The organism is Ventosimonas gracilis, assembly GCF_001580025.1.
GTDB lineage: Bacteria > Pseudomonadota > Gammaproteobacteria > Pseudomonadales > Pseudomonadaceae > Ventosimonas > Ventosimonas gracilis.
The window spans coordinates 1-14,557 of the sequence record NZ_LSZO01000007.1; the positions used below are offsets into that span (position 1 = coordinate 1).

The 14,557-nt window shown below is 55.7% G+C and carries 10 protein-coding genes and 1 pseudogene; 8 read left to right on the forward strand and 3 right to left on the reverse strand.

All coding sequences use genetic code 11. The annotated features are described in order from the left end of the window. Window positions 1–24: 24 nt before the first annotated feature. A pseudogene (gene nosP, locus AXE65_RS00595) lies at window positions 25–1,110 on the reverse strand (nitric oxide-sensing protein NosP); the annotation flags it as partial. Between the two features lie 242 nt (window positions 1,111–1,352). On the opposite strand from nosP, the gene ilvA reads away from it, so the two are divergent. The 6 genes from ilvA (at window position 1,353) to AXE65_RS00625 (ending at window position 9,120) form a co-directional block, all read left to right on the forward strand. Beyond that, complete coding sequence (gene ilvA, locus AXE65_RS00600; RefSeq protein WP_068386546.1) at window positions 1,353–2,870, forward strand: threonine ammonia-lyase, biosynthetic; 1,518 nt, start codon at window positions 1,353–1,355, stop codon at window positions 2,868–2,870. Window positions 2,871–2,916: 46 nt separating this feature from the next. Continuing rightward, a complete protein-coding gene (locus AXE65_RS00605; protein WP_068386548.1) occupies window positions 2,917–3,858 on the forward strand; it encodes a 2-hydroxyacid dehydrogenase in 942 nt (313 codons plus the stop codon). A gap of 1 nt (window position 3,859) precedes the next feature. Then, window positions 3,860–4,126: a DksA/TraR family C4-type zinc finger protein gene (locus AXE65_RS00610; protein ID WP_068386551.1), complete on the forward strand. Its 267-nt coding sequence runs from the start codon at window positions 3,860–3,862 to the stop codon at window positions 4,124–4,126. A gap of 244 nt (window positions 4,127–4,370) precedes the next feature. Further along, window positions 4,371–5,981: an FAD-binding oxidoreductase gene (locus tag AXE65_RS00615; RefSeq protein ID WP_068386554.1), complete on the forward strand. Its 1,611-nt coding sequence runs from the start codon at window positions 4,371–4,373 to the stop codon at window positions 5,979–5,981. After that, entirely contained in the window at window positions 5,978–7,570 is a 1,593-nt protein-coding gene (locus tag AXE65_RS00620) for a glycerol-3-phosphate dehydrogenase/oxidase (RefSeq protein ID WP_068386557.1), read from the forward strand. Before AXE65_RS00615 ends, AXE65_RS00620 begins: the two co-directional genes overlap by 4 nt. Beyond that, window positions 7,567–9,120: an FGGY-family carbohydrate kinase gene (locus AXE65_RS00625; RefSeq protein WP_068386560.1), complete on the forward strand. Its 1,554-nt coding sequence runs from the start codon at window positions 7,567–7,569 to the stop codon at window positions 9,118–9,120. The genes AXE65_RS00620 and AXE65_RS00625 overlap by 4 nt, the downstream gene beginning before the upstream one ends. Window positions 9,121–9,134: 14 nt before the next feature. Here the strand turns inward: AXE65_RS00625 and AXE65_RS00630 are convergent, their stop codons facing one another. Together AXE65_RS00630 and AXE65_RS00635 are read right to left on the reverse strand one after the other, a co-directional pair. Continuing rightward, window positions 9,135–10,688: a DHA2 family efflux MFS transporter permease subunit gene (locus tag AXE65_RS00630; protein ID WP_068386564.1), complete on the reverse strand. Its 1,554-nt coding sequence runs from the start codon at window positions 10,686–10,688 to the stop codon at window positions 9,135–9,137. A gap of 4 nt (window positions 10,689–10,692) precedes the next feature. Next, window positions 10,693–11,868: an HlyD family secretion protein gene (locus tag AXE65_RS00635; RefSeq protein WP_068386567.1), complete on the reverse strand. Its 1,176-nt coding sequence runs from the start codon at window positions 11,866–11,868 to the stop codon at window positions 10,693–10,695. A gap of 372 nt (window positions 11,869–12,240) precedes the next feature. Between AXE65_RS00635 and cysG the strand changes: the two genes are divergently transcribed. Both cysG and AXE65_RS00645 read left to right on the forward strand, forming a co-directional pair. Then, window positions 12,241–13,614 (forward strand): siroheme synthase CysG, encoded by a 1,374-nt coding sequence (gene cysG, locus AXE65_RS00640; RefSeq protein ID WP_068386571.1) that lies wholly within the window; start codon window positions 12,241–12,243, stop codon window positions 13,612–13,614. A gap of 50 nt (window positions 13,615–13,664) precedes the next feature. Next, window positions 13,665–14,345, forward strand: a complete 681-nt coding sequence (locus AXE65_RS00645; RefSeq protein ID WP_068386576.1) for a Fe2+-dependent dioxygenase — start codon at window positions 13,665–13,667, stop codon at window positions 14,343–14,345. Window positions 14,346–14,557: the final 212 nt, after the last annotated feature.

The window sequence follows — 14,557 nt, forward strand, 5'->3', positions numbered from 1 at the left end:
AGTAATGTGCATCCCGTTAAATTATTCTCCGTAAGTGCTAAAACCCATCACTTGTTGCTTTCGCAAAATCTGATTGGCCTGCCCTAGCGCTGCACTCGCCTCCAATTCCAGACGGCGCAGAAAACAATCAAAACCAATGGTTAGCATCGGTGAGCCGAGACGTTTTTCAAGGCGCACAAACTCCATCTCCAATTCCGTTAGCAAAGCCACCGGCCGCATGGCCGTCAGCACCATACCCGTTTCCACCGCACAGTAAAAAGACAGACTTTGGTCTGCATGATTTTGCTGGATGGAGCGCACATAGTAATGCTCGCCCATGCGCACCGAAAGCGGGTGCATGGCAAAGTGGTAAAAATCCAACTGAGCCAAGGGCATACCTATCAGCCTTGCGTATTCCAGCGCGGCGGGTTCGGCATTGAGTTCATAAACGCGCCTTTGCGCACTGTCGGCACGGGTAACGACCAGCTTGGTTTTTTCCTCACGCGGGCGGATATGGCAGGTGCTGAATACCTCAAACTCGCACCAGGTATTAAACAGCACCAGCACCGCCGCGCCGCTGTGAAAGCGCCCTTGCCAGTAAACATGGGTGCAGGCCAGATGATTGTCATCACCGGCCGAACCGCCCAGTTGTGGAATGCTGCCCAGCGCGGCACTGAGTACCGCCAGCAGGGTTTCTTCACGGCTGGACAGCCCGTCGAGCAAGGTCAGCGCAAAACTATGCCCCTTAATCGGCGCAAGGCCGCGACTACGACAAGCTGCAATCAGTCGCTCAACGCGCGGCTGCGCATCGACCAGCCCCAACGGTTCGGTCTCTTCAATCAGGCAACTGGCGACGGCAAAACAACGCTTGTCGAAGCCTACGGCGCTGATGCAACCGCGAGCATAACCCTCAGAGGTAATCTCCCCAGCCGTGGTGCAGCCTACTAAAGGCACTCCGGCAAAGGTTTTATCCAGCGCCTGCCCCAACGCTTTCAGGTCGTATTCGGCGGAACAAAAAAACAGCACAAAACCAAGCTGTGGATGGATTAACTGCTGCGCCAATTCCTGCGCCGCTTGCTGCACAGACTTGGCCGAGGTCATCGCCTTAATCACTTCACAAATGGGTTGCATAAAACGATTGCCTGAAACGCTTGAAAGTGCATGGTAAGACAGCAGACAAGGCTAACCCCATCCTGCTTGCGGCTAGTGTTTCACCACCTAGAGTAGCAGGCTACGTTGAGCGCACAACTGCAACACAGCCCTAACCAAGTACTGCAAAGGGTACAGCATCAACAACACTGCCTGCCAAAGCTCCCGTTGCGCTAGACTGCCGCTCTTTCGCCCGTCTTTTCAGCGACCTTAAGTGATACCGCATGCTTGAAACTTACGTCAAAAAAATCCTTACCTCGCGTGTTTACGATGTAGCGCAGGAAACGCCGTTGCAACCTGCCCGCCAGCTTTCACAGCGTCTTGGCAACCAGATTTTGCTTAAGCGCGAGGATTTGCAGCCGGTGCATTCATTCAAGCTGCGCGGTGCTTACAACAAACTGGCGCAGCTCACAACAAGCGAACGCGCCTGCGGGGTGATTACCGCTTCGGCAGGCAATCACGCACAAGGCGTGGCGCTGGCGGCGCAAAAGTTGGGGATTAAGGCGCATATCGTGATGCCGCGCACCACGCCGGAACTTAAGGTAAAAAATGTTCGCGCTTACGGCGGGCATGCCTTGCTGTATGGCGATAGCTTCCCCGAAGCGCTGGCGCACTCGCTGAAATTGGTCGAGGAAAAAGGCTACGTCTACGTCCATCCCTACGATGACCCCGAAGTCATTGCCGGACAAGGCACCATCGGTATGGAACTGCTGCGCCAGCAACCGGGGGCGCTGGACGCGATTTTTGTACCCGTCGGCGGCGGTGGACTGATTGCTGGAATTGCCGCTTACGTTAAATATCTGCGTCCATCGATCAAAATGATTGGCGTAGAAGCCAATGATTCGAACTGCCTGCAAACGGCGCTAGCGGCGGGCGAACGGGTGGTTTTGGAACAAGTCGGACTGTTTGCCGATGGCGTAGCGGTGGCGCAAATGGGTAAACATAGCTTTGCCATTGCCCGTGATTATGTCGATGAAGTGATTAGCGTCGATAGCGACGCCATCTGCGCGGCGATTAAAGACCTCTACGAAGACACCAGGCAAATTACTGAACCGGCAGGAGCGCTGGCGCTCGCCGGTATCAAACAATATGTCGAACGCAGCGGCGTTCGTGGGCAAACGCTCGTCGCCATTACCTCCGGTGCCAATATCAATTTTGACCGCCTGCGCCATGTTGCCGAACGCGCCGAATTGGGCGAAAAACGCGAGGCGATTATTGCCGTGACCATCCCCGAACGCCCGGGCAGCTTTAAAGCCTTTTGCGAAGCGCTGGGCAAGCGGCAGATTACCGAATTTAACTACCGCTACCACCACAGCACAGAGGCACATATTTTCGTCGGCGTACAGACCGACCCGGAGCTTGATCCACGCGCCGCGCTGGTCGAAAAACTGCGTGGGGACGGTTTTCCGGTCGTGGATTTAACCGATAACGAGCTCGCCAAATTACATATTCGCCATACCGTGGGCGGACACAGTAAAACCATCGCTAATGAAATGGTCTTTCGCTTTGAATTTCCCGAACGCCCCGGCGCATTATTTAGATTTTTGCAGCGTTTGGGCGGGCGCTGGAATATCAGCCTGTTTCATTACCGTAATCACGGCTCCGCCGACGGCCGCGTACTGGCTGCATTGCAAGTACCGCCATCTGAACGAGGCGAAGTGATCAAGACGCTCGATGCCATCGGTTATGACTATCTGGATGAAACGGATAATCCGGCGTACCGGTTATTTTTAGGGCAATAGCAGTTATGGTAAAAAGCGCAGGTTTCCAACACTTAAACGAACAAAAATGCTAAACGGCAAGCTACACCTGTTTTTTCACAGCGAGCTGGATAATCCCGCGCGCTGGCAAGCGGCCTTAACCGAACAACTGGGCGAGTTGCAGTTTTCCACGGTCGATCACTGCACCAGGCCAGATACCGTTGATATTGCGCTGCTATGGACTGCTCCAGCAAACGGCTTGGCCGATTTTTCTGCACTTAAAGCGGTGCTTTCGCTGGGCGCGGGAATTAACCAACTGGATTTATCGAGCTTGCCGCACCCAGTGCCGATTGCACGCTTGGTCGATCACTCGCTCACACAAACGATGGTCGAATACGCCCGCGCAGCGGTATTTCGTTATCACCGCGCCTTGCACCGCTTTGAACAGCACTCAAGGCAACGCCTGTGGCAATTTGAAGCGCCGCTTTTGGCGCAGCAACGCTGCATCGGCGTGCTGGGGCTGGGCGAGTTGGGCAGTGCCATTGCGCAGGCGTTGGCGAAGGACGGTTTTAATCTGCAGGGCTTTAGCCGCAATCCAAAAATACTGCCGCCCATTACCTGCCATTCGGGCGAACAAGGCTTATATCGGCTCGCTGGCGAAGTGGACATGCTGATTAACGTGCTGCCGCTGACCGCAGAGACCGAAGGCATATTAAATCGCTCATTGTTTAATGCGTTTAATAAAGCCGTTTTTCTTATCAATATGGGTCGTGGCGCACATTTGATTGAAGAAGATTTATTGGATGCACTCGATAGCGGACAAATTGAAGCGGCAACGCTCGATGTCACGCCAATCGAACCACTACCGGATGAAAGCCTTTTGTGGAACCATCCTAAGGTGCTGATTACCCCGCATGTAGCCGGGCTTTCCAGTCCGCAGCAGGCGGCGGTTAATCTGGCTGAAAATATCCGCCGGACAATGGCGGGCAAACCTTTGCTTAATCAAGTGGATTTAACCCGGAGCTATTGAAATGGCTGGTGGCTGGACACGCGACGACAATGTGGCCGAGCAAATCGAAGACAGCATCTTAGATGCCGTCGCCCGCGCTCGCAGCAGCTTGCCGCGGGGTGAAAGCCTGCACCACTGCGCCGAATGTGACGCACCCATTCCCGAAGCCCGCCGTAGTGCGCTGCCCGGTGTGCGCCTGTGCATTGCCTGCCAGAGCGAGCAGGATAAAACGCAGCAAAGCATTAGCCTCTACAACCGCCGTGCCAGTAAAGACAGTCAATTGCGTTAATCCACACAGTTAGCCTGCTTGCCGGAGAGGGCAAACGCTATCCTATTGCGCGTCTTGCCGGTATAAAATCCGCCCGCGCTCATCTTTAGCGTGTTCTTAAAGTAACAATGGCGGTGTTTCGTATTCGTTAAGTAGTAGCGACACCGGCTGGATACGGAAATCCTCAGTAACGTGACCATCAGCGGCTTGGCCCACAGCGCTGACTTATGTCTGCAAAAAATTAAAAACTGCACAGGAAAAATCAATGAGACGTTGGAACGGTTGGGGCGAAGAACACACAGAAATGGCGCTGGCGGCAGATGGCGCCCGTTTTTTACAAGGCGTATTAGGCGACGGTCAAGTACTGCCGCTAGCCAGTTTAGACAGCGTGATTAAACAAGTACCACCCTCGCGCCTGCCCGCCCATCCGCTCACCAGCTGCGACCCTGAACTGCGCATACGCCATGCCCGTGGGCAAAGTCTGCCAGACTGGCTCGCCATGCGCAGCGGCCAGTTTGAGCGGTTTCCCGATGCGGTCGCGCTGCCGGAAAGCGCCGAACAAATCCGTGAACTGCTCGCTTTTGCCAAAGCGCAAGACGCGCTGGTCATTCCCTACGGCGGCGGCACTTCGGTGGCCGGACATATCAATCCGCCGGAAAGCAGCAAGCCCGTCCTGACCCTCTCATTGGCACGGATGAACCGCCTGCTGGAACTCGATACCACCAGTCATCTCGCCACTTTCGGCGCGGGCGCGAACGGCCCGCAGGTGGAAAGCCAGTTACGCGCCAAAGGCTACCGTTTGGGGCATTTTCCGCAGTCCTTTGAACTGGCCACGGTCGGCGGTTGGATTGCCAGCCGTTCCAGCGGGCAGCAGTCCTTGGGTTATGGTCGTATTGAGCAGCTTTTTGCCGGTGGTCTGCTGGAAACCTTTGACGGCACACTGGAAATTAAAGGTTTTCCCGCCTCTGCCGCAGGCCCTGATTTGCGCGAGCTGGTATTAGGCAGCGAGGGGCGCTTTGGCGTGCTCTCTGAAGTCAAAATGCGCGTCTCGCGTGAACCGGCTTGCGAGCGCTTTTACGCGGTATTTCTGCCGGACTGGAATCACGCGCTGCCCGCCGTGCGCGAACTGGTGCATGCGAAAGTGCCGCTATCGATGCTGCGTCTTTCCAACACGGCAGAAACCACCACGCAACTTAAGCTGGCCGGACATCCCGGACAGATTGCCTGGCTGGAGCGCTATCTGCGTCTGCGCGGCATCAGCTCGGATAAGTGCATGCTGCTGCTCGGGATCAGCGCTCACCCCAAGCAACTGCGTGCTTCGCTGAGCCAAGCCAAGGCCATTCTTAAACCACATGGCGCGGTGTGGACGGGTACGCTGCTGGGCAAAATCTGGGAACGCGGGCGGTTTCGCTTTCCCTATCTGCGCGAGACCTTATGGCAGGCCGGTTATTTGGTCGATACGCTGGAAACCGTGATCGATTGGAGCGGCGTAGAACGCTTGCTGGGTGCGCTAGAGCACAGCTTGCAGGCTGGATTAAAAGACGAAAACGAACCGGTGCATGTATTTACCCATTTGTCGCACCTGTACGGCAGTGGTTCGAGCATTTATACCAGCTACCTGTTTCGCCCAGGGGCGGACTACAAGACGGCGCTGGCGCGCTGGCAAAAACTCAAAAAAGCCGCTTGTGAAGCCATTGTCCGCGAAGGCGGCAGCATCAGTCATCATCACGGCGTAGGGCGCGACCACGCACCTTACTTGGCGGCGGAAAAAGGCGAGCGCGGCATGGCGGTACTGCAAACACTGGCGCAGCACTTTGACCCCCAAGGCAGGCTTAACCCCGGCGCTTTGCTGCTCGATCAAGGACAGATGCAATGACCGCCTGGAACGCCGCTTGGCGGCAGCAAGCCTTGCCCGAACTCGCCGCGCAGTCTTGGGATTTGCTGGTTATCGGCGGCGGCATTAACGGCGCGGGCATTTTGCGCGAGGCGGCGCGCCAAGGCTTTAAGTGCCTGCTGCTGGAACAGCGCGACTTTGCCTTTGGCACCTCCAGCCGCTCATCCAAAATGGTGCACGGCGGTCTGCGTTATATCGCCAAAGGCGGCTGGCGACTTACCCGTGATGCCGTGCGTGAACGCGAACGGTTACTCAAAGAAGCGCCCGGCCTTATCGAGCCGCTGCCTTATTTAATGCCGCACTACCGCTACAAAATCCCCGGACGCTTTATTTTTGGCGCACTTTTGACACTCTATGACCTGTTCGCCAAAAAGTCGCGTCATCACTACTGCAATCCGCAGCAACTTACCCTGCTCGCCCCGGGCATTAACCACGAACGGCTAACCGGTGGCACCTGCTTTTTTGATGCGGGGGTCGATGACGCACGATTGGTTTTGCGCGTATTGGATGAAGGGCGCGAAGACGGCGGCGAGGCGTTAAACGGCGTACAGGTGCTGGAACTATTGCGTGAAAACGGCCGTGTGGTCGGCGTAAAGGCCAAGGACAGCGAAAACGGCGAAACCTTCGAGCTACGCAGCCAGATGGTCGCCTTAGCCACCGGAGCTTGGGCAGATCGCCTCGCAGGCGGCAAAGGCGAGCAACATATCCGCCCGCTGCGCGGCAGTCATATCGTATTGCCGGGCTGGCGATTGCCCGTGGCTTATTCTTTTACCTGCATGCATCCGGACGACGGCAGGCCGGTATTTATCTTCCCGTGGGAAGGCGCAACGGTGATCGGCACAACGGATTTGGATCATCAAGACAATCTGGATAACGAGGCGCGTATCACCCAAGCAGAACTTAATTACCTGCTAAAACTCTGCACCCACCAGTTTCCGCAGGCGGACATTGTTGCAGAGGATCTACTGTCTTCTTTCGCCGGAGTAAGGCCGGTGATCAGCAGCGGCCAAGCGGGCAAGCGCCCGTCTGACGAATCGCGCGAACACGCACTGTGGACTGAGCCGGGCGCGGTCACGCTGGCCGGCGGCAAACTCACCACCTTTCGCCTGCTGGCGCGTGAAGTCCTTAAAGCTTGCGCCGCACAAATGGGACGCCCCTTGCAGCTCACCGACGCGCCAGTATTTTCTGCTGCACCGCCCGTATCCAGTCAAAAGCTTTCCAGCGAACAAAGCCGCCGCTTGGCCGCGCGGCATGGACGCAACTTCCCACGTCTGCTCGAATTGATTGCCGAAATAGGCAGCGAACGCATTGGCTCAACCGACTGCATCTGGGCAGAACTTGCGCTTGCCGCCGAACGCGAGCTGGTACTGCATCTGGACGACCTGCTACTGCGCAGAACACGTCTTGGCCTGTTGCTCGCAGAGGGTGCGCGTGCCTGGCTGGTGCGCATCCGCGCCCTCTGCCAGCCCCGTTTAGGCTGGGATGACGACCGCTGGCAGCACGAACAATTTCGCTGGCTCGCACTTTGGCGACAATATTACAGCCTGCCAAGCACCAAGGAGAGCGCATGAGCGACTTACTGCTGGCGCTGGATAACGGCACACAAAGCGTACGCGCCCTGCTGTTTGATAGCAGAGGCGTCCTGCTCGGCAAAGGCAAGGTCGAGCTTGAACCCTACTACTCAACGCAGCCCGGCTGGGCCGAGCAAGACCCTGAATATTATTGGAAATGCCTGGGGCAAGCCTGCCAGCAACTGTGGCAGGAAAGCGGCATCGACCTCTCGCGCATTCGCGGTGTGGCACTGACCACCCAGCGCGGCAGCATTATCCACGTCGATAAAGACGGCAAACCGCTGCGTCCCGCCATTATCTGGCTCGACCAGCGCCGCGCCGAAGCACTGCACAAAATGTCCTGGCTTTGGCGCAGCCTGTTTAAACTCGCCGGTGCCACCGGCATCATCGAGCACTTACGCGCGCAAGCTGAGGTCAATTGGGTTGCGCAAAATCAACCAGACATTGCCGCAAAAACCCATCAAATACTGCTGCTGTCCGGCTTTTTTACCCATCGCTTAACCGGACACTTTGCCGACTCGCGCAGCAGTTGCGTCGCCTACCTGCCGTTTGACTACAAAAAACAAGACTGGGCAGGCCCGCGTAGCTGGCTTTGGCAGGCGCTTGCCATCCGCCGCGAACAACTGCCCGAACTCAAAGACCCCGGGCAAACCTTGGGGCATATCACCCGCGAAGCGAGCGAGCACACCGGCATTCCCGAAGGCTTGCCGTTGATTGCCGCCGGAGCCGACAAAGCCTGCGAAGTCTTAGGCTGCGGCTCTCTGGCCGAAGGCACGGCCTGTCTTTCCTACGGCACTACCGCCACCATCAACACCACCAGCCGCCGCTACCGCGAAGTCACCCGCCTGCTGCCGCCCTACCCCGCTGCCATTCCCGCGCATTACAACTCGGAAGTGATGATTTACCGCGGCTTTTGGATGGTGAACTGGTTTAAGCAGGAATTTGCTGAACTCGAACGCCAGCGTGCAGAGCACTTAGGCGTGGTCGCTGAAACCCTGTTCGACGAACTGCTGCAAGCCGTACCCGCAGGTAGCATGGGATTAATGCTGCAACCCTACTGGACGCCCGGCATCCGCGAGCCAGGTCTTGAAGCCAAAGGCGCGGTAATTGGCTTTGGCGACGTGCACCGCCGCGCCCATCTGTACCGCGCGATTATTGAAGGCTTGGGCTACGCACTGCGCCAAGGTAAAGAACGCATCGAAAAACGTAGCCGCACGCGCATCAAGCAGCTTCGCGTTTCCGGCGGCGGCTCGCAAAGCGATGCCATTATGCAAATGACCGCCGACATTTTCGGCCTGCCCGCCGAACGCCCACACACCTGGGAAACCTCCGGCCTTGGCGCAGCCATTGCCTGCGCCGTAGGGCTTGGCCTGCACCGGGATTTCCCCAGCGGCATTGCCGCGATGACGCGCACCGGTTCAGTTTTTCAGCCAAACCCCGAAGCCGCGGCGCTCTACCTTCGCCTCTATCAAGAGGTTTACCTTGGCATGTACGACAAACTGCGCCCGCTCTACCAAAAAATCCGCGAGATTACCGGCTATCCGGCTTGACATCCGCCCTAGGCTTAGTGCCCGCCCGCTGCACCTGCCGCTTTACCGCCAAATGGCGGTTTGGCGAGCCACAAAAAGCCGATGATGACGAGAAACACCCAGCCGAGCAGGTAGAAAATATCGTTAAAACCCATTTGCGAGGCTTGATGGCTGATAACCCCGACATCAAGCAGCGCCGCGCCACGTATAGGGTCGCCTTGGCCTAACTCGGTTAACTGCTCAGTGACGCCTGGGACATAGGCTGAGATGTGTTCGGTTAATTGTGCGTGATGCTCCGCGCCGCGCCTGCTCCACAGCCAGGTGGTTAACGAGGTCGCAAAACTGCCGCCGAGCGTGCGCAAAAAAGTGGCAAGACCACTGCCGGAGGCAATATCCGAACCGCTTAAATCAGACAATAAGATTTGCAATACCGGCATAAAAAACAGTGCCACCCCCGCCCCCATTAACAATTGCACACCAGCGACATGATTAAAATCCACCTGCAGATTAAAGCCTGCGCGCATAAAACAAGTGATGGACAAAAAGATAAAGGCCAGCGTAGCCAGCAGTCGCAAATCAATACGGCTGGAATATTTACCAATAATCGGTGCCAATACAATGGCTAAAATCCCCAAAGGTGCCGTAGCCAAACCCGCCCATAACGCGGTATAACCCATATCGCGCTGCAACCACTGCGGCACTAAAAATACCACAGCGACAAACGCCGAATAAGCAAGCACCATTGCCAACGTGCCGTTACGAAAGTTGCGGTGACGAAACAGTTTTAAATCCACTATCGGTTCTTTGTCAGTTAATTCCCAAATCACAAAAACCAGCAGCGCTATGGCGGAAACTACGGAAAGTGCAATAATTAAATCCGACTCAAACCAATCTTCATCATTACCCAAATCCAGCACGATTTGTAATGCGCCTACGCCAATCATTAAACTGGCAAGGCCGATATAATCCATTCGCGCTTTTTCCGTGCGCCTTGGAAAGCTCTTTAATTGGTTGGAAACAATGAAAGTAGCCATTAAACCTAATGGCACATTGATTAGAAAAATCCACTCCCAACTGTAATTATCGGTAATCCAGCCGCCCAAAATCGGCCCGGCAATCGGCGCAACCACCACAATTAATGACAATAGCGCGAGCGCCTGTCCGCGCTTTTCACGCGGATAAATAGCGACCAACAAGGCTTGGGTAATGGGAAATAAGGGCCCTGCGCAAAAGCCCTGCAGGGTTCGCGCGGCGACCAGAAACCCCATGCTGTGCGCCAAGCCACAAAGCAACGAAGCCAAGGTAAAGGCGAGCGTCGCCCCCAAAAACAGCCGCACCTCACCAAAACGGCGGCTGAGCCAGCCGGTAAGCGGCAGCGCAATCGCGGTACTGACGGCAAAAGAGGTAATCACCCAAGTGGCCTGCTGGGTGCCTGCGCCCAGGTTTCCGGCAATAGTCGGCAGTGACACGTTGGCAATGGTGCTGTCTAAAACCTGCATAAAAGACGCCAGCGCTAAACCCGCGGCGCACAGCCCGCGAATCGGTGGCACAAAGCCATCATCGGCCTCAGCAGAAGTTGCACTAGACATGATGTCAATCCCGCCGGGTCGATGATAGATTGTCTTTAATAATCTGCGTAATCAGCGCATCGGCCTGTTGCAACTGCCCGTCATAAACATCGGTGGCAAATAATTCACCAGGGGCTTTATGCTCGGCCAGTATCTTGCCGCTTTGGTCGTGCAAATCCACCTTGACGTGCATGGAAAGACCAATACGCAGCGGATGTTCGGCGAGTTGCTCAGGGTTTAAGCGGATACGTACCGGCAGCCGCTGGACGATTTTTATCCAGTTGCCACTGGCATTTTGTGCCGGCAACAGCGAAAACGCCGCTCCCGTACCCAGCCCTAGACTATCCACCTGACCTTGATAAGTCACTTCGCTGCCGTACAAATCGGCGTACAGATGCACCGGTTGTCCCAAGCGCATTTGCCGCAATTGGGTTTCCTTAAAATTGGCCTCAACCCACATTTGCTGCGGCGCAATAACCGCCATCAGCACCTGCCCAGGCTGCACCAGTTGCCCAATCTGCACTGAGCGACGTGCGACAAAACCGGCCACCGGCGAGACTATGGCACTACGTTGTTCCTGCAAAAACGCCTGCCGAAAACGCGCCGCCGCTGCCAACACCTGTGGATGAGTGGCCACTGCCGTGTCATCGACTAAAGCAAGGCTTTGCTTTAAACCTTCACGCGCACTGGTGACGGCGGCTTGTGCTGAAGCCAGTGCCTCGCTTGCGTGGGCAAGCTCTTCGCTGGAAATCGCGCCGCCTTCGGAAAGTGCCTTGCGCCGCTGCCAATCGGCACGGGCGCGGCGCAGCGCCGCTTCACGGGCATTAAGCTCGGCCTTGGCGCTGTCTGCGCTGCGATACAAGCCGCGCACTTGACGCACGGTCTGCGCCAAATCAGCCTTGGCCTGAGCGCGGGCGACCTGTGCATCGGCCGGGTCAAGCTGCACCAGAAGTTGCCCGCGTTCTACCTGCATGCCATCATCAACCGCAATGCTGGTCACCGTGCCGCTAACGCGCGGTACAATCTGCACCTGGTTGCCCTGCACATAGGCGTTATCGGTTTCCTCATACCAGCGCAGAACCGTCCAATACCAAAAAGCGGTCGCCGCCAATCCCAATAAAACCAATAAAAACAAACCACTGAGCAAAAAACGGCGTTTACCCGATGGAGCCGCATCACTGCCCACAGCAATATCACCCATGAGTTAAATCCCTGAAAAAGATTGCAACCAATGAATAAAAACAAAAGAATAAGACACTTAAAGACAAGCGCAAAAACGCCCATGTGATTTTAGCAAAAAGCCGATGGAGTTTCCCATGCAAAACGAGCCAATAGCCAAAGTTTTACCAAGCATTGCTTTTATGTTGTTTTACTTGTGCCTACTGGCTGAAAATATCTCAAATAAATTCAACAGATCGTTCAATCTGTCGCGCCCATTAAATCTTGGCGTTTTAATCCATTGCGTAGCGATTTAATTGATCTTCGCCATTATCGGTAAAACTATCTCGGCCTTATCGTTTTACTTGAACAAAATGTAGATAAAATACCCCCTTTATCGGAACCTTAATCGCCAATGGATTACCTGCCACTGTTTCATAATTTAAAAAACCGCCCGGTATTGTTAGTGGGTGGCGGCGAACAGGCTTTGCGCAAAGCTCGGTTATTAACTTCAGCCGGAGCCAGGTTGCGTGTAGTCGCACCCATTATTCACCCCGAATTAGCGGCACTGGCGCAGTCACCTGCGCGGCGCGAATACCGTGAAATAGACCTTGACGGCGTACAGCTAGCCGTCGCTGCGACCAATAACAGCACCGTCAATGCCTGTGTTGCAAAGGATGCGCAGCAACGCGGCATTGCGGTCAATGTGGTCGATGCACCTGAGCTTTGCACGGTGATTTTTCCGGCCATTGTGGACAGGTCGCCACTGATTGTGGCGGTGTCTTCTGGTGGCGTTGCGCCCGTACTTGCGCGTTTGCTTAGAGCGCGGCTGGAGAGCCTGATTCCTGCCGCCTATGGGCGCTTGGCGCAGTTGGCTGGGCGCTTTCGCCAAGAGGTCAAACGCACTCTGCAGGCACCAGCGCAGCGACGGATTTTTTGGGAGGAAGTCTTCCAAGGCCGGGTGGCTGAGCGCGTTTTGGCTGGACAGGAAAATGAGGCGCAGCGGCTGCTGCAAGAAAAACTGCAAGAAAAACAAGCTGATGCCACAGGCGAGGTCTACCTGGTCGGTGCCGGGCCGGGTGATGTGGATTTACTGACCTTTCGCGCACTGCGCCTGATGCAGCAAGCCGATGTGGTGCTCTATGACCGCTTGCTGCCCGCGGATATTCTTGATCTGTGCCGTCGCGACGCAACGCGGATTTATGTCGGTAAACGCGCGGCAGAACATGTGGTAGCGCAGGAACAAATCAATCAGATGTTGGTTAGGCTCGCCAAGCAGGGCAAGCGCGTGCTGCGCCTAAAAGGCGGCGACCCGTTTATCTTCGGCCGCGGCGGCGAGGAAATCGAACAACTGGCGGCTGAGGGCATTCCTTTCCAGATCGTACCCGGCATTACGGCGGCGAGCGGTTGCGCAGCCTATGCCGGTATTCCGCTAACCCACCGCGAGCATGCGCAGTCAGTGCGCTTTGTCACTGGCCACCTAAAAAACGGCAGCTGCGACCTACCTTGGGCGGACTTGGTCTCGCCCGCGCAAACCCTGGTGGTCTATATGGGACTAGGTGGCTTGCCTTTTATCTGCGAACGCTTGATAGCCCACGGGCGCGCCGCAGCAACTCCTGCTGCCTTAATCGAACAAGGCACCACCGCGCAGCAGCGTGTGATTAGCGGCACATTGGCCGACTTGCCCGAACAAGCCGCCCGGCAGCGAATCTCGGCCCCTACCCTGCTGATCGTGGGTGAAGTGGTCAAACTACGTGAGCGGCTCGCTTGGTTTAATCCATCAAGCTAGTAAAAATATGCAAATACAAATTACTATCAACCTTTTTACGGAGCACCCGCATGCTGCTGCAAATTTCGGGCGTTTTTAATCCAGAGGAAGTCGCCAAAATCCGCGCCGCGCTGGAAGCAGCTAACTGGCTCGATGGCAAAATTACCGCGGGCTGGCAGTCGGGGAAAGCCAAACATAATCAGCAACTTGCCGAAGATGACAGGCTTGCGCGGGAGATCAGCTCACTGATTTTGCAAAGGCTGTGGACGCACCCGAAGTTTGTTTCGGCGGTGCTGCCGCTTAAAGTCTTCCCGCCCTTGTTTAACCGCTATGGCGTAGGCGAATCCTTCGGTTATCACATTGATAACGCAGTACGCGCGGTAAAAAACAGTACAGAACAGGTGCGAACCGATGTCTCCACCACGGTATTTTTTTCCGACCCTGAAAGCTACGACGGCGGTGAACTGGTTATCCAAGATACCTTCGGCACCCAGCGCGTTAAGCTCGCCGCCGGTGATTTGCTGCTCTATCCAGCCAGCAGCCTGCACCGCGTTGAGCCGGTGACGCGCGGAGTACGCCTTGCTTCATTCTTCTGGACGCAAAGCATGGTGCGCGACGACGGTAAACGCAGGCTGCTGTTTGAGATGGATCAAGCCATCCAAAGTTTAACCGCTGATATGCCAGAACATCCGGCACTACTGCAACTGGCGGGGACTTACCACAATTTATTAAGGCAATGGGCCGAGCTGTAATTAACGTCCTGATAAAATGCGGATAAGGCTTTAATTGCATTAAGTCTTGCCATGACTTTATCGACCATAGTATCCGGCAGACTTGTTATTGGCTTTCTTGTTATTTGTTAAAGTTTTTAGTTGGGGTCTTAGGAAGCAAACGCGATCAAAGCGGCTGTTCACGCAGTAATTTTAGCAAGGCCAGATAGATGTTTTCATGTCGATGATTGAAC

Excerpts from the sequence above, each read along its gene's own strand:
- ilvA (WP_068386546.1), top strand. The coding sequence starts at position 1,353 with ATGCTTGAAACTTACGTCAAAAAAATCCTTACCTCGCGTGTTTACGAT.
- AXE65_RS00605 (WP_068386548.1), top strand. The coding sequence starts at position 2,917 with ATGCTAAACGGCAAGCTACACCTGTTTTTTCACAGCGAGCTGGATAAT.
- AXE65_RS00610 (WP_068386551.1), top strand. The coding sequence starts at position 3,860 with ATGGCTGGTGGCTGGACACGCGACGACAATGTGGCCGAGCAAATCGAA.
- AXE65_RS00615 (WP_068386554.1), top strand. The coding sequence starts at position 4,371 with ATGAGACGTTGGAACGGTTGGGGCGAAGAACACACAGAAATGGCGCTG.
- AXE65_RS00620 (WP_068386557.1), top strand. The coding sequence starts at position 5,978 with ATGACCGCCTGGAACGCCGCTTGGCGGCAGCAAGCCTTGCCCGAACTC.
- AXE65_RS00625 (WP_068386560.1), top strand. The coding sequence starts at position 7,567 with ATGAGCGACTTACTGCTGGCGCTGGATAACGGCACACAAAGCGTACGC.
- AXE65_RS00630 (WP_068386564.1), bottom strand. The coding sequence starts at position 10,688 with ATGTCTAGTGCAACTTCTGCTGAGGCCGATGATGGCTTTGTGCCACCG.
- AXE65_RS00635 (WP_068386567.1), bottom strand. The coding sequence starts at position 11,868 with ATGGGTGATATTGCTGTGGGCAGTGATGCGGCTCCATCGGGTAAACGC.
- cysG (WP_068386571.1), top strand. The coding sequence starts at position 12,241 with ATGGATTACCTGCCACTGTTTCATAATTTAAAAAACCGCCCGGTATTG.
- AXE65_RS00645 (WP_068386576.1), top strand. The coding sequence starts at position 13,665 with ATGCTGCTGCAAATTTCGGGCGTTTTTAATCCAGAGGAAGTCGCCAAA.